Annotated in this window: 15 protein-coding genes and 1 pseudogene; 7 read left to right on the forward strand and 9 right to left on the reverse strand. The window is 55.0% G+C overall.

Annotated features, from left to right (window positions below):
* The first annotated feature begins 69 nt into the window (after window positions 1–69).
* Window positions 70–1,593 carry an O-antigen ligase family protein gene (locus tag ASC74_RS20325; protein WP_056743503.1) on the forward strand — a complete coding sequence of 508 codons (1,524 nt, stop codon included), beginning with the start codon at window positions 70–72 and terminating at the stop codon, window positions 1,591–1,593.
* A 5-nt stretch (window positions 1,594–1,598) separates the two neighbouring features.
* Entirely contained in the window at window positions 1,599–4,220 is a 2,622-nt protein-coding gene (locus tag ASC74_RS20330; RefSeq protein ID WP_056743505.1) for a glycosyl hydrolase family 5, read from the forward strand.
* Between the two features lie 64 nt (window positions 4,221–4,284).
* Here ASC74_RS20330 and ASC74_RS20335 read toward each other — a convergent pair whose 3' ends face one another.
* The gene (locus ASC74_RS20335) at window positions 4,285–5,931 is read right to left on the reverse strand and encodes a phosphoethanolamine transferase (protein WP_056743507.1); all 1,647 of its coding nucleotides are present in this window, start codon (window positions 5,929–5,931) and stop codon (window positions 4,285–4,287) included.
* A 244-nt stretch (window positions 5,932–6,175) separates the two neighbouring features.
* Between ASC74_RS20335 and galE the strand changes: the two genes are divergently transcribed.
* Window positions 6,176–7,153, forward strand: a complete 978-nt coding sequence (galE, locus tag ASC74_RS20340; RefSeq protein ID WP_056743509.1) for a UDP-glucose 4-epimerase GalE — start codon at window positions 6,176–6,178, stop codon at window positions 7,151–7,153.
* 44 nt (window positions 7,154–7,197) lie between these two features.
* Here galE and ASC74_RS20345 read toward each other — a convergent pair whose 3' ends face one another.
* The 5 genes from ASC74_RS20345 to ASC74_RS20365 all read right to left on the reverse strand — a co-directional run bounded on the left by ASC74_RS20345 (window position 7,198) and on the right by ASC74_RS20365 (window position 12,241).
* Entirely contained in the window at window positions 7,198–7,929 is a 732-nt protein-coding gene (locus tag ASC74_RS20345) for a CpsD/CapB family tyrosine-protein kinase (RefSeq protein WP_236713314.1), read from the reverse strand.
* Between the two features lie 68 nt (window positions 7,930–7,997).
* Window positions 7,998–9,560: a GumC family protein gene (locus tag ASC74_RS20350; protein ID WP_056743512.1), complete on the reverse strand. Its 1,563-nt coding sequence runs from the start codon at window positions 9,558–9,560 to the stop codon at window positions 7,998–8,000.
* 20 nt (window positions 9,561–9,580) lie between these two features.
* Window positions 9,581–10,639 (reverse strand): hypothetical protein, encoded by a 1,059-nt coding sequence (locus ASC74_RS20355; RefSeq protein ID WP_442965797.1) that lies wholly within the window; start codon window positions 10,637–10,639, stop codon window positions 9,581–9,583.
* Between the two features lie 86 nt (window positions 10,640–10,725).
* Complete coding sequence (locus ASC74_RS20360) at window positions 10,726–11,283, reverse strand: polysaccharide biosynthesis/export family protein (RefSeq protein ID WP_056743514.1); 558 nt, start codon at window positions 11,281–11,283, stop codon at window positions 10,726–10,728.
* A gap of 460 nt (window positions 11,284–11,743) precedes the next feature.
* Window positions 11,744–12,241 (reverse strand): hypothetical protein, encoded by a 498-nt coding sequence (locus ASC74_RS20365; protein ID WP_056743516.1) that lies wholly within the window; start codon window positions 12,239–12,241, stop codon window positions 11,744–11,746.
* 276 nt (window positions 12,242–12,517) lie between these two features.
* Between ASC74_RS20365 and ASC74_RS32215 the strand changes: the two are divergent.
* Window positions 12,518–12,789: pseudogene (locus ASC74_RS32215) on the forward strand (cytochrome C); the annotation flags it as partial.
* Window positions 12,790–12,792: 3 nt separating this feature from the next.
* Here ASC74_RS32215 and ASC74_RS20370 read toward each other — a convergent pair.
* Window positions 12,793–13,446: a peroxiredoxin gene (locus tag ASC74_RS20370; RefSeq protein ID WP_008155786.1), complete on the reverse strand. Its 654-nt coding sequence runs from the start codon at window positions 13,444–13,446 to the stop codon at window positions 12,793–12,795.
* Window positions 13,447–13,723: 277 nt separating this feature from the next.
* On the opposite strand from ASC74_RS20370, the gene ASC74_RS20375 reads away from it, so the two are divergent.
* The gene (locus ASC74_RS20375) at window positions 13,724–14,440 is read left to right on the forward strand and encodes a glycosyltransferase family 25 protein (RefSeq protein WP_056743517.1); all 717 of its coding nucleotides are present in this window, start codon (window positions 13,724–13,726) and stop codon (window positions 14,438–14,440) included.
* A gap of 101 nt (window positions 14,441–14,541) precedes the next feature.
* On the opposite strand, the gene ASC74_RS20380 is transcribed toward ASC74_RS20375, so the two are convergent.
* Window positions 14,542–14,871 carry a hypothetical protein gene (locus ASC74_RS20380; RefSeq protein WP_008146735.1) on the reverse strand — a complete coding sequence of 110 codons (330 nt, stop codon included), beginning with the start codon at window positions 14,869–14,871 and terminating at the stop codon, window positions 14,542–14,544.
* Window positions 14,872–15,055: 184 nt separating this feature from the next.
* Here ASC74_RS20380 and potE point away from each other — a divergent pair, with 184 nt between their 5' ends.
* Both potE and ASC74_RS20390 read left to right on the forward strand, forming a co-directional pair.
* Complete coding sequence (potE, locus tag ASC74_RS20385) at window positions 15,056–16,459, forward strand: putrescine-ornithine antiporter (protein WP_056743519.1); 1,404 nt, start codon at window positions 15,056–15,058, stop codon at window positions 16,457–16,459.
* Window positions 16,460–16,461: 2 nt separating this feature from the next.
* Entirely contained in the window at window positions 16,462–18,747 is a 2,286-nt protein-coding gene (locus ASC74_RS20390; protein WP_056743521.1) for an Orn/Lys/Arg decarboxylase N-terminal domain-containing protein, read from the forward strand.
* A gap of 88 nt (window positions 18,748–18,835) precedes the next feature.
* Here the strand turns inward: ASC74_RS20390 and betA are convergent, their stop codons facing one another.
* Window positions 18,836–20,524 (reverse strand): choline dehydrogenase, encoded by a 1,689-nt coding sequence (gene betA, locus ASC74_RS20395; RefSeq protein ID WP_056743523.1) that lies wholly within the window; start codon window positions 20,522–20,524, stop codon window positions 18,836–18,838.
* Between the last annotated feature and the right edge of the window lies 1 nt (window position 20,525).

Genomic DNA, 20,525 nt, shown 5'->3' on the forward strand with positions numbered 1-20,525 from the left:
AAAAGGAACTATAGTCGCGTTTGGCCATTCCACTAGCCGTCGCTCATCAATCAATAAGTCCAATCATCCATGCCTGAGCACTTCCGAGCGTTAATCGTCATTCTGGTCCTTACTGGCATCGTATTTGCCATGGCACATCGACCAGCAGCAGACCTGATTCCCGACCGTAATTTCACTCGTCGGCGTAATCTGTGGTTCGTATTAACGCTTCTGGCCTTTGTGTCGCACAGCTTTTGGGTGTACGCGGGCATTGCCGCGATCGTTTTGACCTTCGCACGAAATCGCGAACGCAACCCCGTGGCGCTATTTTTCCTTCTGCTGTTTCTCATCCCGCCGGCCACGGCGGAGATTCCTGGCTTCGGCCTGGTCAACTATTTTTTTGCTCTTAACCATGTTCGTCTGCTGGCACTGTGTGTGTTGCTTCCGGCTTTTTTGGTTCTGCGCAAACGCGCCGACACGATCTCTTTCGGGCGCACCTGGCCTGACAAACTGTTAGCCGCCTACCTCCTGCTGACGAGTCTGCTTTTCCTGCGCGAAACCACCGTCACCGACACCTTGCGCCAAATGCTCTACCTGTTCCTCGAAGTTTTTTTGCCTTACTACGTTGCCAGCCGGGCGCTGAAGAACCTCAGCGACTTCAAGGACGCTCTGTTCGGTTTTGTACTTGCCGCCATGGTGCTGTCGCTTATAGGTCTCTTCGAATATGCCAAGCATTGGCAGCTGTACAGCGCGGTTGTCTACGCCATGGGCCTGCAATGGGATCCCGGCTACTTGAGCCGTGGTGGTTCATTACGCGCCAGCGCCACTACCGGCCAGGCCATTGCGCTGGGCTTAGTCATCAGCGTGGCCATCGGCTTTTACCTGTACTTGCAGGAGGAGGTACGTAGCAAAATGCAGCGCAGCCTCGGCGCACTGTTGCTCGCCGGTGGTCTGTTCGCACCGCTGTCGCGTGGCCCCTGGATCGGTGCAGCCGTCATGATCGTCGTGTTCATCGGCACCGGCCGTAAAGCGATCAAACGCCTGATGCTGCTGGCGGCCGCCGGGGCGCTCGCCCTGCCCTTGCTGGCCATCGTACCGGGCGGGCAAAAAGTGCTTGATCTGCTACCGTTTATCGGCACGGTGGAGGTCGAAAATATCACCTACCGGCAGCGCTTGATTGATAACGCCGTGATCGTTATCCAGCGCAACCCTTGGCTGGGTTCTTTCGACTTCCGCAACACACCGGAAATGCAGTCCATGATTCAGGGCCAGGGGATCATCGATATCGTGAACACCTATATCGGCATAGCGCTGTCGTTCGGTTTGATTGGTTTGACGCTTTTCGTGGTTTTTTTCGCCAGTGTCCTGCTGGGCATCCGCAAGGGGATGCGTTCGTTCCCCAACCAAGACGATGAGGCACGCCGACTCGGACGTGCACTTCTGGCAACACTGTCCGGGATCCTGATCACCATCGTTACCGTTAGCAGTATCACGGTCATCCCCGTGGTGTATTGGTCGGTGGCTGGACTGTGCGTGGCCTACGCTCAGATGGCACGCAGGTTCAAGCAGACCTCGACGGCCGTCACGGCGAGTGCCCATCTCCAACTCAGGTAGAACCCATGATCCAGTTGTTTCGCCGCCCCCAGATACTGCTCCTGCTGTTTTTTGCTATTTGGCCGTTTCGTAGCTGGGCGTCGGACTGGGTCGTCAGTGTGGATGAGCGCAACGGCCTGCCAATGCTGGAGCGTGGCGGCAGTCCGGTTTTTGCTACGACATTCTCGTTCTTTGGGCGCAACTGGGACTGGACGTATTTGCAGACCGAATTCAAGGTAAACACCCCTTATCGATACTCCCTTGCAGGCAAAAACAAAGCGCTGGATTTCGACTTGACTGCGCAGATTCAGAAGCAAGACGAGCAAAAGCTGACCTGGAATTTTGCCGTGGATGCACACAGCGGGAAGTCGGGCATTTCAGGTGGTGGCATGGTCTTCACATTCGACCCCGCTCTTTTCGCTGGAGAAATGGGCGAGCCCACTTTGCTGCCCGACAACCGCGGCTGGACCTGGGGCAATGCACAAGGGCGACGCATCGAAATGCGCTTCGAGCCCGCACTGGCGAGTGTGTACTTAGAACCGGGCAGTAAATCCGAGGTGCGTGCTTTTTTCTACAAGAACACGATCAAACCTGGCCGCCTGGATTTCACAGCCACTTTGAGCGTTTCTGGCGATGTGGCGGTCGGCCCAACCACGACCGAGCGCTTCGGGTTGTCGGACCCAAAGAGCTGGCCGACTGACAAGCTCGACTGGAAAACTTCGCCGGTCGACCTGTCCTTTCTCAACGCTCAGGAAAAACCTGCAGGCAAGCGCGGCTTCATCAAAGCCTCCGGCGAGCAATTGCAATTTGCCGACAACACTACGGCGCGTTTCTGGGGCACCAACCTTTCAGCCTACGCGCTGTTCCTCACGTCAGACGATGCAATCAAGCTGCAGGCCAAACGCCTGTCGGCACTGGGCTTCAATCTTGTACGACTGCACCACCATGACTCGCCATGGGTCTTCCCGAACATCTTTGGCGACGGTAGGGTCACGCGCAGCACCACCCAGCAACTGAGCCCGGAATCGCTGAAAAAAATCGACTGGTGGATCAAGTGCCTGAAAGACGAAGGCATTTATGTGTGGCTCGATCTGCACGTCCAGCGAGTCTTTACTGAAAACGACAACATTTTTGGCTTCGATGAATTGCCAAAAGAAGAACAGAATTTTACCTATCTCAAGGGCTATTCCTATGTGAATCTCACCATTCAGAAAGCTATGAAGCGCTTTGCCGAAGCCTACCTGACCCATGTAAACAGCTACACCGGTCTCGCCTACAAAGACGACCCGGCGATTGCCGCCGTACTGATTACCAACGAAAACGACGTCACCAACCACTTTGGCAACGCCCTGCTGCCAGACAAGAATTTGCCGAAGCACAACCGCGTCTACATGGCGGAGGCCGAGGCTTTTGCCAAACAGCACAATCTGTCTGCAGACCAGACCTGGCGCTCCTGGGAGCCAGGCCCCTCCAAGATGTTCCTTAACGATCTGGAGCGACGTTTCAACGTCGACATGATTCAACACCTGCGTGGAATAGGCGTGAAGGTCCCCATCGCCACGACCAGTAGCTGGGGCCGCAATGGCCTGAATTCCCTGCCGGCCCTTACTGCCGGCGACGTAATCGATGTCCATAGCTACGGGGGCTCGGGACAGGTCGAGAAAAACCCGCTCTACAGCGACGGCATAGTGAATTGGATTGCCGCCGGCCAGGTCATCGGCAAACCCTTGACCGTCACCGAGTGGAACAATGAGCCCTTCCCGATACCAGACCGTCACTCGCTGCCACTCTATATCGCCGGCACCGCCAGCCACCAAGGCTGGGATGCACTGATGCAATATGCCTACAGCCAGGAGCCCATGGGGGGCGAAGGGATGAGTGCCAACAACTGGCACGCCTATAACGACCCTGCAATGCTGGCCACCCTGCCCGCCGCCGCCTTGCTTTATCGCCGTGCAGACGTTCGCGAAGCAACAACGACCTACGTCTTCGCGCCGACATCAACAACCCTGTTCAACCAAATGATCACACCGGCCAACTCTGCTCTCCTGCGCACAGCCATGGAGAAAGGCAAGCTGGAAATCGCGATGCCACAGACGCCGGAATTGCCTTGGTTGCAACAGAGCGTTATCCCAAGCAATGCACAGGAATTTCATGACCCTGACCAGTCGCTGCTGGACGCCAATGCCAGCGAGTCCACGACAGACACGGGTGAGCTAAAGCGCAACTGGAAACAAGGCGTCTACACCATCAATACACCACGTACCCAGGCCGCTACCGGCTGGATCGGCGGCGAGTCGATCAGCCTTGGCAACATTAAGGTTCAAGTGAAGACCGCCAACGCCAGTGTGGTGGTGCAAAGTCTGGACGACGCGCCTTTGGGCCGATCGCAGGATTTACTGATTTCGTTAGGCACCCGTGCCGTCCCCCAGGACGGCGACAAAATACCTTTTTACGTTGAGCCCCTCGAAGGCACACTAACCATCCAGGCGCCGCAAGGCTTGACACTGTTCACCCACGGCATTCTGAGGCAAATGAAGAAGCTGCCCGCGACCTACCTTGATGGCCGCTATACAATCAAGTTCGACGGCTTGCAGGCGTCGAACTGGTTGTTCTTGAAAAAAGACGTCACGCAAGCACAACCTTAGGCTATGCGCAGCCGACCTCAACTTGATGAAACAACGCCTTGCGGCGTTTTTCAGTGAGGGCTATTTAAAGGGCGTCAAAATCAAACGATGGAACATAGCCTGCGCCGAGCAGATGTGGACATTTCGACGATACAAAATCATCACTTAATAAATCATCCGAACTTTTGTACTTACTCGTTAAAACCCCTGTGATACTTAAAAGAGTATGTGGCAAGGAGGAGATGCTGATTTTCTGACTCTCTCTTTCCTTCAACTTTAAAAGCTTGAGCGATTGCGGGCTTGAAACATTATCGGATGCCCAGATAAATGCCGAAACCGGAAGGTCATATTTATTGCCAATACCATGACCCAGGAGGCCTCGACTGTCATCCATCATATTTTCACCATGATCCGATGAATAAAACAAGACAGATGGTTTTTTGCTTGACTTCAATTGGTCAATGATTGTGCTCAGCAGCCAGTCCGTATACAAAATACTATTGTCATATTCTGCGGTAATTTTGTCTTTGAAGCTGTCTGTTGACGGCTTGAATTTATCGAAGTTTTCCGGGTATCGGCGTGAATACTCGAAATGACTACCCTTGACATGAATGAATATGGCTTTCTTTTCTGTACCGCTTTTATTTAGTATTTTTTCATACTCTGAAATCAATGCTCCATCATAGCTTCTCTCAAAATACTGACGGTGCTGTGCCTCCGCGGCTATTTGTGGAATTATTCCGCCAAAACTATCAACCTCTTGCACAGACAACCAGTAGGTCATGTACCCGGCTGCGCGATATATACTCACCAATGATTTGGTTGACGCAATGGCGTCCCAATCCGATATAGGCTCAAGGCTCAGCATTGAAGGAACCGCGAACGAGGTATAGGGGGCTGTCGTGCAGATCTTATTAAACTTGAAAAGCCCCGCCTGCTTACCGAGATTCGGGGTGGTTTCCTTGTTATAACCGTAGAGGGACCAGTTCTGCGGCCGTGATGACTCACCGATTACAAAAACGATGGTTTCTATATTTGATTGATTCGACAGGCTGGTTATTTTTACATCAGATTCCCGACGGCGCGTGATAAGCTCCTCCGTCCCCAAATACAAATTTGCAGTCAAGGCAATTTGCGACAAATAACCTACTGGCGTGCTTTGATCTTTTGCAAGGAGATCCATGACCGCAGATTTCCCGAAAGAATTAAGTTTGGCGGTTTTATAAAAATACGCCCCATACCCCACTAGCAAGGCGCTAACAACCAAAACAAAAACGCCTTTGTTTTTATATAATTCGCGCTTATGCAGGCCTATTAATCCAGCCCCATAGCAAAATATGAAAATCACCAAAACGATACTGATCGGTTGCCAATAGGTCGGTAGAAATTCGCGGGCCTCCTGATAGTTTGTCAAGCCAATAAATATATAGGCAGCTGTTAATCTCGAGTTAAAATTCAAAACCAAAAAGAGATCAATAGCTGCTACCAAATAGAACGGCAACAGAATAAGGTGAACCTTGAATTGATTGGATGAAATAAATCGAATTGCCAAAAGCCACAACACCGACATGCCAAGGGTGTAAACGACCAATAAATCAATTTTAGAATATTGATAGTTTGCTAGCGTTCTAACAATCAACGGTGACAGCAGAAATGACCACAATACTAAATTTGGCCATTCTGCTTTTAATATTTTTGATGAGCCATCGATAATTCTGGCAGAGTTTTTCATTTGACAATTACTCTCGCGGGATGCCCATATGTCTCCTCAGAGGGTAGCTCCAATTGGCCCGCTCGCTGTGTCTTGTTCGAAATATTCTCTCCTTTGGCGTTCCAAACGTAGCGAGTCTCGGCTATTGCCAGCAAGCGTGTAGCGAAAAATCCAACTTGTCCTTTAATGTAATGATCAGACGGATCGCACTGACGTTGCCATCGGTGCTTGCACAGCAATAGTGCCCTGGAAATCGGAGATCAGGATGAAATTTTTGGTGGTGGGTGGCGCGGGTTACATCGGCTCGCACATGGTCAAGCAGCTACTGAGTGCAGGTCACGATCTTGTGGTGGCAGACAATTTCTCAACCGGTTATCGCAGCGCGTTGAGGGGCGGGACATTGGTCGAACTGGACATAGCCGACGAACAGGCGCTGGACGCCCTGTTTGCGGGACACCACTTTGATGCCGTGTTCCACTTCGCCTCCTTTATACAGGTGGGCGAATCCGTTGCTGAACCTGCCAAGTACTATCAAAACAATTTCGCCGCCACCCTGACACTGCTCCAGGCGATGGTTCGCGCCGGGGTTAAAAACTTCATTTTTTCCTCGACCGCCGCCGTCTACGGTGACCCGGTGTATGTACCCATCGACGAGGAGCATCCCAAGGCCGCGATCAACCCTTATGGACGCAGCAAGTGGATGGTGGAGCAGATGCTTGAAGATTTCGACCGCGCCTACGGGCTGAAATCGGTCTGCCTGCGCTACTTCAACGCCGCCGGAGCAGACCCTGAAGGACAGTTAGGTGAACGCCATGAACCGGAAACCCACCTGCTGCCCCTGATCCTGCAAGCAGCCTCAGGACGGCGCGCAACCATCACCGTCTATGGCCGTGATTACGACACACCTGACGGCACTTGCATTCGCGACTACGTCCACGTTGTCGACCTCGTTGCAGCTCACGCACTTGCCGTGGATTATTTGCTGGCAGGGGGGGCAAGCACGGCGTTCAACCTCGGCAACGGTCAAGGTTTCTCAGTACAGCAAGTAATAGATACCGCGCGCTACGTGACCGGCCAGGATATCTCTGTCAGCGAAGCGCCACGTCGCGCGGGCGATCCACCACGCCTAGTGGCCGATCCCCGCAGGGCCAACACATTACTTGGCTGGCAAGCGCAATTTGGCTCACTTGAACAGATAGTGGCGCACGCCTGGAGCTGGGAGCAGAAGTACCCTTGGCACTGAGCGTCGGCGCTAGCCAATAGCGCCGATCTCCTGCGGGTGATGCTCTAGTAGTAAGAGCGGTTTTCGGGCTCGGCTTTGTTCAACACCGTGCCAATCAGATTGGCGGTCCCAAGATGATGCAGGCTTTCCTCGATCTCTTTCCTGCTGTTCAATCCATTAGCGACAACGAGCAGGACGCAGTCGAACCTGGGCAGGACGTTAATCACATCATCCGAACTCAACAACGGCGGCAAGTCGAAAATCACGATGCGTGAGTTGTAGCGCTCGCGCAGATCAGCAATCAAATGACTCACAGCAGGCGATGACAACACCTCGGTGGAAAGAGGAATCGGCTCACGCGTCGGCAGGACCACAAAGCGCGGCAAGGTCGGATTGACCAGTACTTCTTGCAGTTCAGCTTCATCTGCCAACAATTCATTCAGCGATTTTTCCATCGGCAGACCCAGATACTCACCCACCTTCGGACGACGCAAGTCGAAGTCCACCAGTAACGCCGTCTTGGTCGTGTGATGCGCGATACTCATTGCCAGGTTTATAGCCAACACCGTCTTGCCTGCCTCCGGAGTCGGCGAAGTGATGGCGAGCGTGCGCCAGCCATTTTCTTCCATGATTTTCAGCACTTGTGTACGCAGTAGATCGAATGCCCCGCCCATGTTCGAATTTTTGTTGTAAGCCACAATGCGGTGGCGCTCAAGGTGATCTGGTCGCAAAGGTACAACCTTGGTTTGCACATAACTGAGAGCGTTCAGACCTGTGGACTGCGCGGTCGGTGTCATGGCTTTTGACGAGGTCTGTTGCTCGGCATTTTCGGTATCGGGATTGAATATTTCCATGGCTATATTCCTTATGCAAACCGGCCCAGAGCTTTAAACATCAGAAGATCCAGAGGCATGTAGAGGAAGTGCAGGAGCACCAGAAAGATCGCGATTGTCGCGACTCCACAGACGATCAATAGCGTTCGCCATTTCCTGCGGCGTGCCAGTTCAGCCTTGGTGTGAATGTAGGGAATGGAAACCAATACGCGTCTACCCAGCACGCTGGCCAAGGCCTGGGCACCGCGCACACGCTGACTCATCATCTCGAGAAGCATCACCAGTGCGCCAGCACCCACCGGGGCAAGCAAGAAACCCATGGCAACCACTTTTTTACGGTTCGGCCGTACCGGCTTTTCGGGCATCAGCGGTGACTCCAGAAGAACAAAACGCTCGGCTTTGTTTTCCTGCTCCAGGCTTTCGGAAATTTTCGCACTCATTTCCTTCGTGCGAATCTCCTCATATTTTTTACGAGCATTATCATGGTCACGCATCACCGTGACCAGGCCACGCTCGACTTGCGGCGTCTCAAGAATTTCCGCCTCGTATTCGGCAATTTTTCCGAGTATTTGCTGCTTTTGATCGGCCAGTGACTTGATACGTGCTTCTGCTGCGGAGATCCGCGCCTGGGCCTTGGCCGCGTCCAGATTGACCGGGGCCGCTGCACCATCAGCACCTTTGCCAGCCTCAAGCGCAGCAATTTTGCGTTTGACGGCACGCACGTCGGGGTGGGCTTGCGTATACAGCGACAGCAACCGGGTGTACTCCGCTTTGAGGCTAGCCAGATCCTGTGGTTTATCAGCTGTCGCACCGGGTGCCCCAGGCTTGGTCGCTAGCCCGGCATTCGCGGCGGAGAGCTCCAACTCATTGAAGCGCAACTCCTCACGGGCAGTTTTGTAGTCACGGTCGACCTCTTTAAGCTCGGTTTCGGCACGCGACAACATATTCATGCGCAGCTCCTGATGCTCGGGCAGCGCGTTGCTGTGTGCCTGCTTGAAGTCCGCCAACCGGTTCTCCAGGGCTTCCAGTTCTACCCTGAGCTTGTCCGCCTCCTGCGTCAGGAACTCTGTCGTTTCACTGGCGCGTTCGGTGCGCTGCTTGATGTTTTCATCCAGAAACAGCGTCACCAGCTCCTTGGCAACTTTGTTCGCAATCTCTGGCTGCCTGTGTTCAAAGGAAAGACGGAAAGCAATCGTCACCTCTCCGCGCCCCTTGACGGCAGCACTGACCAGGGAAACCACAATCGCATTGCGCATTTCTTCGATCTTCTCGCTAACGCTCAGCTGCCGACTTTGCGAAGCAAAAAGATTGTATTTGTCGATGATCCCTTCCAGATGCTCACGGGTCATCACGCGCTGGCGAATGACTTCGATGCGCTCATCGGCAAAGGTATTGTTGTTGGCCGCCACCAGGTCTGGCGAAATCTGTTGAGACTCCACCAGAATCGTGCCGGATGACTCATAGGTCGGCGGGAGAGAGATCGCTACCGCTATGCACACGCCGAGTATGACCACGAAACTCACGATCAACAGCAGGGCGTGGTGCTTGATGATAGCTAGGTAGTCGTTGAACGACATTTCGTAATCAGAGGCCATATTTCTCACACAGCTGAATGTCAGAGACCGGGATAACTATAAGTCAGCATCAGCCCGACGACGTTTGCAGTGGCATCCGGCAAGCCATCTTGCTGGCGTTGTTTGTATGTGTAGGATAGGCGCGCAATCCAAAAAGGCGAGAGTTCTTGGCTAAACCAGGCACTGTAATTTTTCAGGGTATTAGGCCTCTGGCCTTTGGAGTCTTGCCAGGAGGCATCGAAACCGGTGCGTCGGGTCTCGTCGACGGCATAGCTCCATGTACCCCTCACGGAATCAACCTCGACGAAACCACCATCCCCGCTGGCGAGAGTGGTACGACCGACGTCAATACTGGTATCAATACGCTCACCGGTATAGTTCAAGGTAAAACCGCCCTGGCCAGTGGGACCGCTGTTCGTGCCGGAGACTTGATTGGCGCCCACGTATACCGAGCCCCTGAGCCGCTCGGAGATTTGGTAGTTCATGCCAATATCGGGGGTGTAGCTGTTTGAAGAGGCCACCGCAGATCCTTGATCGGGCTCATAACGCCTCGCTCCAAAACGCGTGAATAGCTCCACACGTTCGCTCCATGCATAGGTATAGCTCAACCGGGTCGACAGCTCGTCATAGCTGGTCAGCGAATTAATATCGTAGGTGACATGGTTGTAGTCAGTCTCGTTAGCCAAGGTGCCGCGTTCACTGAGAGCAGTGCGCCAGTTGCCGCCTAGCGAATACAGCTTTTGCGTGCCATCTGTGGTTATTACTGCGCCGGTTTCCTGAACCGCCGAGGAAAGCGTAGAGCTTTCTTCATATCTCGCCGTGAGTCCAAAAGCACCCGTTTCGGTCTCGCGCTGCCACCCTAACTTCAATCTGGGATCTTCACGGTCCGAAACGACGGACGTATCCGACGAACGCACGATATTTAATCCGAGACCGAACTGGAACTCATCCCGTCCGGAAGTACCCACGAGGCTGTAATCGGGGGCGATGATGGTACGGGTCACCCCCTTCTCATCACTCGTGAGCAGCAGTGGGTTGCTGTCGTACTCGACCGTCGAAGGCACTGCTATTGCTGATTGCCAAGTGGCAGCATAGGCCATGTCCGAACACGACAAAGCCAGGATTGCCGTCGCAACCCCGGTAGTTCGAAATCCAAGCAAAGTAATCCCTAGTGCCTCGCGCAAGGCTAAGGCACGACCAGCGTATCGCCGGCTTTAAGTAGAAAATTGGTGGTCATGTCTTTCCCTGACATCAACTCGCTGTAGTCGACGCGCAGGATCTCTTGTTTAGCCCCAGTGGACCGCACGACCTTAATGTCGTCTTTATCGGCGAATTTGTCGAGCCCACCCGCCATGCTTATTACCTGCAGCACTGACGTTTGACCTGACATATGCACAGTGCCGGGTTTCAGCACTTTGCCCTGAACGTAGACGAGATTACCTTCGGTGCCGGTGACGACAACGCTCACCTGCGGATCAGGTATGAAAGCCTCAAGCTTGGCAGCGATTTGCTTCGCGACAGCGGTGGCATCAAGCCCCGCAACATTGACCTGCCCTGCCAGCGGGAAGGTAATGCTGCCATCGGGGAGTACGCGTACATCCTGTTTGAGCTTATCTTCGCCCCACACGGAAACAGAAAGGTTATCTCCCGGACTCAGCCGGTAAGTCGGGTCGTTTTCGACGGCACTGGAAATGCTGGGCCAAACGGCCAGCGCGCAGAGCACAGGTATCATTGAACGGAACATCGGGATCCCTCCGTCTTAGTAGCCATGCAAGGAGTCTAGAGCAAAAAAACCAAGTCAAATCACTCTAGCCTATTTCACGCCAAAGAAATGCCTAAACAGCATTCCCCTTGAGCGTCTGGGCGGTCAATTCCGCCAATGAAACACACTCAAAACCGGAACGTTAGTGCAAAACCACAGAATGGCGTTATTTAACAATGACTTGGAGCAAGCAAGCTGCCCCCGATGTATTACGCGCCAATATTAACTACACCATGCCCGCTTGAGCTGGCTCAACTGCGACATTGTCAACCCGACGATGGCTACGTTTGCCAGCGCAACTAACTGATATCAACAATTACAAACCAACATCATTGCAAGACCGATATTATCCGCAAAAACAATATATAAAGTCGTGTGTCTAGCCAGCCACCAGAGTGACTGTCTAACAGACCTTATTGCCGAAAATACTAACTACCACCACCTATATCTTCCGTCGGTTGGCGACCACAATAAAACCAAACAACGCGGAAGAAAATAACCATGCTGCCGCAGAAAGCGGTACTGCATTGGGTTGGTTGATATCAGATACCCCCACCAGACTTTTATCCTGGAGAGATGAATCAATCTTGAATTGCTTATTGTCAACCGCCGCCATTAATCTGTCACGCGAAGAAGAATTGACGGTTACATCCACGCCCGAGTCAGCATGATGAATGACACTATTAACTTTCGCAGAATGGGCATCATCGACGTAAACATCAGTGATCAATGAAGGCAAGCCAAGACCCTTTCCAAAAGTAAGCAGTGCGCCACCCGCGTGCTCTTTGAGAGCAGTACAAAGTTGAGGCCCTAACTCCTCGCATGCGCTGCTTATGCGACTAATTTCATAGGCCAAACTGGTCGCTTGAGCACTAGCAACGGCTGCACCATTCAGGATCACAGACAACAACACAAATTTAATGACAAGTGTTGAGCGCATAACACCGCCTCCTTGCGTAGGGGGTTATTCTTTTGTCGGTTGAAGGAATCTTTATCGGCTAGATTGAGCCTATAAGCACATCGCCATTACGTCAATAGCTCGTCACCATAATAAATCGAAATTTAATTTTAGGGCGGGTGGCGTCAAAATAACGCCACAACAAGCACGTCAGTCCAATGAATTCTATCCATGTGAAATAGCATTACGCATGGGCGCTAGCCCGCATCAGGACGTTGGCACGCGACCCGGCAAAGCGCCCTGCACCGGGCAACGAAGCACCTTGGCAATGGCATGGGCTCGACTGCCGACGACGCCTGTAAAGGCGGGTTTGTCGGCAACTTTCTGAAAGTACCCGGCGGCCGAGAGTTTTTGACGCATGAAGACGGCATGGCGGGTAAAGGCTCCCCGTGCATTCTCAGCCCTGGAACACTGTAGAAGTCTCGGCGCTGCGCCAGGGAAGCATGCTCAACCTCCCTGGCACCCGCGCCGAGCAGATCAATGCAATGCGCGTAAAGGGCATCGCGATTGAAGACAGGATGAATGACTGACCATTACTTCGGTTGCGCCACCGTACGCAAATAAGGTTTCACCGTCTTGAAGCCATCCGGGTACTTCTTCCTTGCGTCGTCGTCGGATACCGACGTAGGAATGATCACGTCCTCACCCGGACGCCAGTTCACCGGTGTGGCAACCGTGTGCTTGGCGTTTAACTGAATAGCATCGAGCAGCCGTAGCACCTCATCGAAGTTGCGCCCGGCACTCATCGGGTAGACCAGCATCGCCTTGATCTTTTTATCCGGGCCGACAATGAACACTGAACGCACCGTGGCGTTGTCCACGGCAGTACGAGCGCCGCCACTGGCGTTCGGGTGAATCATGTCGTAGAGCTTGGCCACCACCAGATTCTCGTCGCCGATCATGGGGTAGTTGACCGCATGGCCCTGGGTTTCTTCGATGTCTTTGGCCCAGGTCTGATGATTACCGACCGGGTCGACGCTGAGGCCGACAATCTTGGTGTTGCGTTTGTCGAACTCCGGCTTGAGCCCGGCCATATAACCGAGTTCAGTGGTGCAGACCGGGGTGAAGTCCTTCGGATGTGAGAACAGGATGGCCCACTTATCGCCAATCCATTCGTGGAAATGGAGCGTGCCTTCGGTGGTTTCGGCGGTGAAATCCGGTGCTTCGTCGCCAATTCGAATGGTCATGTGCGTTCTCCTCGCTGTGAAGGGTAGGGAAACTCTCGGAACGATCCAGTATAGGAGACCTTGAAGACTTCGCTCTGCACCCCGCCGAAGCGCTGGCGTGCCCGGATCTATAGAAGCTTTCCGCCCGGTGCCCATTCACTGTGCACCTATCCGGCGGGTCTTATCGGACGGGTGCCGCATGCCGATTTACGAGACTAAAACTTCATCCGGAAATGCTGCCTATACTGCAATCCGGCCAATCCAACTGCCCTGATTGTCTGCGCTAAGGACCTGACAGATGAATGTGATCGAATACTTTGATCGAGTAAGAATCATCAATATCTCGTCAAGAAAGGATCGCCGTTTAGAAACAGTAGAAGAATTCACTCGCAACGGCTTTCACATTGATGATGAAAAAATAGGCTTTTTTGAGGCTGTTACGCCCAGTGAGGGAAATGGCTTCCCGAGCGTCGGGGTCAGAGGCTGCTTTTTGAGTCATCTGGGGGTACTGGAAGAGGCAATGCGCCTGAATTTGAAAAATATCTTGATCATGGAGGACGACATACAGTTTTCCAGACATATTTCTCAATATGGGAGAGAGGCCATCGAGTCTCTGGAAGGTATGGAGTGGGACATCGTCTATTTTGGGCATCCGTTTGAAGAAAACTCAAACTTGCCCGCTTGGAAAGCAGTCGACCGGCCAATACATTTGGCCCATTTCTATGCTGTAAACGGGAAATGCTTTGGGAAATTGAGGGATTTTTTATTCCAGGTTCTGGAGCGGCCACCGGGACATCCTGACGGAGGTCCGATGCATTATGACGCTGCTCTCAATACGCTTATTCATAAGAATAAAGAGATTCTGGCTTACTATTTCACCTGGAATTGTGGCTATCAAAGGCCCTCGCGGACGGACCTGCATGAGCTTTCCATCTTTGACAGGGTGCCTCTCCTGCGGCCGGTAATGGGTATGCTCAGGAGGTTAAAGGCAAAAAACCTGAGAAGAACTCGATAGTTGTCTCTCTTTAGGAATGGTCTGAAGCATCCAATGCCTGACGTAACCAGCCCGGCACGGCGCAGGAGCCGTGTCCGGGTGATTGCGGCGGACCACCCTCCTCATTTGCGCGCCAACTTGTACCGGACGCACTCCTCATAAAAGCTCTCGCGCAGGGCTGCGGGCTTCATCCGCGAATGACTGTCATAGGTCTGCTCGGTAATGCCCATCGCCATCATGTGCATCCACGGCTTGCTGAACTTGTAGGTATGTAACTTTTGCCGCGCTGCATACAGTGAAACCCCGGACAGCTTGAGTTCCTGGGCTCTCGCCGCAGTACCTGCGCCCCAGCTGCAAATGTAACGATCATTCGATGCCAGCTCTTTGGCCTGGACAGAGGCGGCAACGCTCGCCAGGCCTAACGAAATCAGCGCAACCATCACATTCCGCATTTGTATTCGATCCTAACTATCTGAAAATAAATTGATTTTGATCAAAACTTTCAGACTTCGGGGCCAGCAAAATGCCTTAAGTGCGCTATAGCTTGTTTTCTCAGTGTCTTACGGACATTTCTTGCGGCATTTCAATCCTTTGCTATAGCTAACACTCTCTCCCGCCAACGAATGAGGCAACGGAATGTCAGTCGCAAAGAAAATGACAGTGGGGCAACTGACGATGTTGACAGCCGTCAACATGTTGGGCTCCGGCATTGTGCTGCTCCCCACAAAACTTGCCGAAGTCGGCGGTATTTCCATCCTTTCCTGGCTGATCACGGCCACCGGTTCCCTGGCACTGGCCTATGCCTTTGCGCGCTGCGGGATGCTCAGCCGAAAGACCGGGGGCATGGGCGGCTATGCCGAATACACCTTCGGCAAGGCGGGCAACTACATCACGAACTACACCTATGGCCTCTCGCTGTTGATTGCCAACGTGGCGATCAGTATTACGGCGGTCGGCTATATCCAGGAGCTGTTCCACATCAAGCTTGATTCACTGCAAGTGGGTCTGGCGACCATCGCTCTGTTGTGGATCACCACGTTCGCCAACTTCGGCGGCGCGCGGATTACCGGCCGGATCGGTGCGATTACGGTCTGGGGGGTGATTGCGCCGGTGGTGCTGGTATCCACCGTTGGCTGGTACTGGTTCGACAGCAGTGTCTACGCCGCAGGCTGGAACCCGCACAACATGGGCTGGTTCGAAGCTGCAGGTGCATCGGTGGCGATCACCTTATGGGCGTTCCTCGGCCTGGAGTCGGCGTGCGCCAACACCGATGCCGTGGAAAATCCAGAGAGGAACGTACCGATTGCGGTACTCGGCGGCACCCTCGGCGCGGCGGTGATCTACATCGTCTCCACCAACGTCATCGCCGGTATCGTCGACAACCCGGAACTGGCCTCCTCAACCGCACCGTTCGGGCTGGTCTTTGCCAAGATGTTCACCCCAATGGTCGGCGACATTGTGATGGCCGCGATGGTTCTCGCCTGCATCGGTTCGCTGCTGGGTTGGCAATTCACCATCGCACAGGTCTACAAAAGCTCCGCGGACACCGGTTATTTCCTGTCGATCTTTGCCAAGTCCAACAAGGCCGGAACACCGATTGTCGGGATGCTGGTGCTGCTGGCAGTGCAGACGGCGCTGGCTTTTCTCACCATCAGCCCTGACCTGAGCAAGCAGTTCGACACACTCGTCAACCTCGCGGTGGTCACCAACCTCGTGCCCTACATCCTCTCCATGGCCGCGTTGATGACCATACAAAAGGTCTCCAACGTTCCGGCTGGCACGGCGCTGGTGAGCAACATCGTTGCGTGGGTGGCAGCGGCTTACAGCTACCTGGCGCTGTACAGCTCGGGCGCGCAGGCACTGATGCTCGGCGGCGTGGCGACCATCTTTGGTTACACGCTGTTTGGCTTCGTCAACAACCGCCTGATCCGTCTCGAAGCGCTCAATAACAGCGTACCGACACAGACCGTCAGCGCTCAGCACATCACGGGTGAGCCGGTGCCGGTCAATAACTTGCAAGCAGTAAGAGTGGAGGCTTAATCATGACGGAATATAGACAGACGCTCGGGATGCTCACGCTGTTGGTCAGCAGCCCGCCGGACAAACGCACCGTCTTTGGTCGCGCCCTGCATCAGTTGATCAACGATGTGGAAGAACGCGCCGTCCGGGTGCTGGCCTCGGAAACCCTGAGCGACGCCACGTCGATCCTGCGTTCGGACCCGGCCATTCAATGCGTGCTGCTCAGCTGGGAAATGGACAAAAGCGAAGACCACGAGGAATGCATCCAACTGCTGGTCAGCCTGCGTGAGCGCAACACCCGGGTGCCGGTGTTTTTGATCAGCGACCGCAGCACCGCGTCGAGCATTCCGCTGGTGGTCATGCAGCACGCCGACGATTTCATCTGGTTGCCCGAGGACACCAGCCGTTTCCTCAGCGGGCGCATCCTGGCGGCCATCGAACGTTATCGCCAAGCCGCACTGCCCCCCATGTTCGGTGCGCTGGTGAAGTTTTCCCGGACTTATGAGTACTCGTGGCACACCCCCGGCCATGCCGGTGGCACAGCGTTTCTAAAGAGTACGGCGGGGCGCGCCTTCTACGAGTTTTTTGGCGAGAACCTGCTGCGTTCCGACCTGTCGATTTCGGTCGGTGAACTCGGTTCGCTGCTCGATCACAGCGGCCCCATCGGCCAGGGCGAGCGTTACGCTGCCAAAGTGTTCGGGGCCCACCGCACCTACTACGTCACCAACGGCTCGTCGATGTCCAACCGCGTCATCCTCATGGCCAGCGTCACGCGCAATCAGATCGCCTTGTGCGACCGCAATTGCCACAAGTCCGCCGAGCATGCGATGACCCTGTCAGGGGCCATTCCGACCTATCTGGTGCCGACCCGTAACCGCTATGGCATCATCGGCCCGATCCTGCCGCAAACCCTGAGCGCCGAAGGCGTGAAAGCCGCTATCGCCAGCAACCCGCTGGTCAAGCAAGGCATCGACCCGACACCCGTCCACGCCATCATCACCAACTCCACCTACGACGGCCTGACCTACAACGTCACCCGCGTCGAAGAGTTGCTGGGGCAAAGCGTCGATCGTCTGCATTTCGATGAAGCCTGGTACGGTTATGCGCGTTTCAACCCGCTGTACCGCGAGCGCCACGCCATGCACGGCAGCCCGGACGATCACGACGACTCGAAGCCGACCGTGTTCGCCACCCAGTCGACCCACAAGTTGCTGGCCGCCCTGTCCCAGGCCTCGATGATTCACGTGCGTAACGGCCGCAACCCGATCGAGCACGGGCGCTTCAACGAGTCGTACATGATGCACGCCTCGACTTCACCGAACTACGCAATCATGGCTTCGTGCGACGTCAGCTCGGCGATGATGGAAGCGCCCAGCGGGCAAATCCTCACCACCGAATCGATCGAAGAAGCCATCAGTTTCCGCCAGGTCGTCTCGCGCATGCACAACGAGATGTTGAGCAAGGATGACTGGTTCTTTACCTGTTGGCAGCCGCCGACCGTGCAGGTTGGCGCGGCCACCGTGCCGTTCCATGAAGTCGACCCGGTGCTTCTGAAAACCGAGCCGAACTGCTGGGTATTGCATCCCAACGCGGTATGGCACGGCTTCGGTGACATCGAAGAAGGCTACTGCATGCTCGACCCGATCAAGGTCTCGGTGCTCAGCCCCGGCATGGGCGACGACGGCAACCTGCTCGACTCGGGCATCCCGGCCTGTGTGCTCACGGCGTACTTGGGACGTCAGGGCATCGTGGTCGAGAAAACCACCGATTTCACCATTTTGTTCCTGTTCTCTATCGGTATCACCAAAGGCAAATGGGGCACCTTGCTCAATGCCCTGCTCGACTTCAAACGCGACTATGACGACAACGTCGAACTGGAACTGTGCCTGCCGGATCTGCTGGCCGCCAACCAGACTCGTTACGCCGGCATGGGCCTCAAGGACCTGGCCGACGAAATCTTCGCCGCCATGAAGAAACACAAAACCACCGCCAACATGGCCCAGGCGTTCGGCACACTGCCGAAAGCCGAATTCAGCCCGGTGGAGGCCTACGAAAAACTGGTCAGAAACGACATCGAACGGGTGACACTCGAAGAAGCCGCCGGACGTATCGCCGCCACCGGGATCGTGCCGTATCCACCGGGCATTCCATTGCTGATGCCGGGTGAAAACGCCGGGCCTGCAGACGGGCCTTTGCTGGCGTATCTCAAGGCGCTGGAAGCCTTCGACAAATCCTTCCCGGGTTTCACCCATGACACCCACGGGATCGAAAGCGAGGGCGGGGTTTATCGCCTGCTGGTGTTGAAATGAGCTAGCGCCTGTACGGGCTGCGAAGAAAAAAACGGGCGCCCTGAAGGCGCCCGTTTTACATGTTTCCTAAGCGATTAACCCGTCGGGTTCAAACCCTCACATTGCGCCCCGGCAACGATGATCGCTGGCTGGTTTCCCAATCCTGGACCAGACCGACGGGCGCATCGGAAGCTGGCAGCATGGTGCGCCCACGAACCAGATCGGAAGCCCGCTCGGCCAGCATGATGGTCGGTGCATTGAGGTTGCCGTTTGGCTCGGTCGGGAACACCGATGAGTCGATCACCCGCAAACCCGCGATGCCCCGCACACGCAGCTCGGAGTCAACCACTGCCATCTCGTCCTCGCCCATGCGGCATGAGCCGCAAGGATGGTAGGTGCTTTCGAGGTTTGCACGCACGAAGGCGTCGATTTCTTCGTCGGTGTTCACCTGTGGCCCGGGCGCAATCTCGCCGTCGCGGAAGCGGTCCATCGCCGGCTGGCCGATGATCTCGCGAGTCAGGCGGATGCAGCGGCGGAAACCTTCGCGGTCTTCTTCGCGTTGCAGGTAGTTGAATTGAATCTCTGGATGCTCGTAAGGGTCAGCGGAACGCACCCGAACGTAGCCGCGACTTTTCGGTTTGTTCGGCCCGGTGAGCACCATGAAGCCGTGGCCCTTGATCGGTTTGTTGCCGTCATAACGCATGGCCGCAGGCAGAAAGTGGAACTGAATGTCCGGCCAGCGCAGGCCCTTGTCCGAGCGGATGAAACCACCGGCCTCGAAATGGTTGGTGGCGCCGAGTCCGTCCTTGAACAACAGCCAGCGCAGCCCGATCAACAGTTTGCTCAGCGGGTCCATTTTGCTGTTCAGCGTCACCGGCTCCTTGCAGCCGAACTGGATGTACACCTCGGCGTGATCCTGCAGGTTCTCCCCTACTCCCGGCAGGTCATGGCGCACGCCAATTCCGGCTTTGCGCAGGACCTCGGCCGGGCCGATACCGGAGCGTTGCAACAAGTGCGGCGAACCGATGGGCCCCGAGGAAATCAGCACCTCACGGTTGCAATAAACCTGGTGTGTCTGGCCTTCGTGGTCATACATGACGCCGACGGCTCGCTTGCCTTCAAGGATGATCTGACGGGTCATTGCATGGGTGATCACGGTCAGGTTCGGACGTCCCATGGCCGGACGCAGGTAAGCGTTGGCCGTGGAGCAACGCACGCCATTTTTCACCGTCATGTGCATGGCACCGAAGCCTTCCTGCATGTAACCGTTGCAGTCCTCGGTCTTGATGTAGCCCGCTTCTGCGCCGGCCTCGACCCAGGCCCCGTACAACGGGTTTTTCATGTGATTGCCGTTGGTGGTGTGCAACGGGCCGGTACCGCCGCGATAGCCGTCACCGCCCTCCTCGTAATGCTCGGCCCGTTTGAAGTAAGGCAGGCAATTGCGGTAACCCCAACCCTCTGCACCGAGGGACTCCCATTCATCAAAGTCATAGGCGTGGCCACGGATGTACACCAGGCCATTGATCGACGACGAGCCACCGAGCACTTTGCCCCTTGGGCAGTGGATACGACGTCCGTTGAGGAACGGCTCCGGCTCGGTCTCATAGCGCCAGTTGTACTTCTTGGTGTTCATCGGGATCGAGAACGCACTTGGCATCTGGATCACCACACTGCGATCGCTGCCGCCGAATTCCAGCACCAGGACCGAGGTGGCCGGGTCTTCGCTCAAGCGGTTGGCCAACACACAACCTGCCGAGCCGGCGCCGATGATGATGTAGTCGTATTTTTGCGTAGCCATG

Origin of the sequence: Pseudomonas sp. Root329 (assembly GCF_001424925.1) — a bacterium.
GTDB classification, from domain to species: Bacteria; Pseudomonadota; Gammaproteobacteria; order Pseudomonadales; family Pseudomonadaceae; genus Aquipseudomonas; species Aquipseudomonas arabinosi.

What these genes read in the sequence shown, in the direction of transcription:
- ASC74_RS20325 (WP_056743503.1), top strand. Translation starts at nt 70, where the DNA reads ATGCCTGAGCACTTCCGAGCGTTAATCGTCATTCTGGTCCTTACTGGC.
- ASC74_RS20330 (WP_056743505.1), top strand. Translation starts at nt 1,599, where the DNA reads ATGATCCAGTTGTTTCGCCGCCCCCAGATACTGCTCCTGCTGTTTTTT.
- ASC74_RS20335 (WP_056743507.1), bottom strand. Translation starts at nt 5,931, where the DNA reads ATGAAAAACTCTGCCAGAATTATCGATGGCTCATCAAAAATATTAAAA.
- galE (WP_056743509.1), top strand. Translation starts at nt 6,176, where the DNA reads ATGAAATTTTTGGTGGTGGGTGGCGCGGGTTACATCGGCTCGCACATG.
- ASC74_RS20345 (WP_236713314.1), bottom strand. Translation starts at nt 7,929, where the DNA reads ATGACACCGACCGCGCAGTCCACAGGTCTGAACGCTCTCAGTTATGTG.
- ASC74_RS20350 (WP_056743512.1), bottom strand. Translation starts at nt 9,560, where the DNA reads ATGGCCTCTGATTACGAAATGTCGTTCAACGACTACCTAGCTATCATC.
- ASC74_RS20355 (WP_442965797.1), bottom strand. Translation starts at nt 10,639, where the DNA reads ATGGCCTATGCTGCCACTTGGCAATCAGCAATAGCAGTGCCTTCGACG.
- ASC74_RS20360 (WP_056743514.1), bottom strand. Translation starts at nt 11,283, where the DNA reads ATGTTCCGTTCAATGATACCTGTGCTCTGCGCGCTGGCCGTTTGGCCC.
- ASC74_RS20365 (WP_056743516.1), bottom strand. Translation starts at nt 12,241, where the DNA reads ATGCGCTCAACACTTGTCATTAAATTTGTGTTGTTGTCTGTGATCCTG.
- ASC74_RS20370 (WP_008155786.1), bottom strand. Translation starts at nt 13,446, where the DNA reads ATGACCATTCGAATTGGCGACGAAGCACCGGATTTCACCGCCGAAACC.
- ASC74_RS20375 (WP_056743517.1), top strand. Translation starts at nt 13,724, where the DNA reads ATGAATGTGATCGAATACTTTGATCGAGTAAGAATCATCAATATCTCG.
- ASC74_RS20380 (WP_008146735.1), bottom strand. Translation starts at nt 14,871, where the DNA reads ATGCGGAATGTGATGGTTGCGCTGATTTCGTTAGGCCTGGCGAGCGTT.
- potE (WP_056743519.1), top strand. Translation starts at nt 15,056, where the DNA reads ATGTCAGTCGCAAAGAAAATGACAGTGGGGCAACTGACGATGTTGACA.
- ASC74_RS20390 (WP_056743521.1), top strand. Translation starts at nt 16,462, where the DNA reads ATGACGGAATATAGACAGACGCTCGGGATGCTCACGCTGTTGGTCAGC.
- betA (WP_056743523.1), bottom strand. Translation starts at nt 20,524, where the DNA reads ATGGCTACGCAAAAATACGACTACATCATCATCGGCGCCGGCTCGGCA.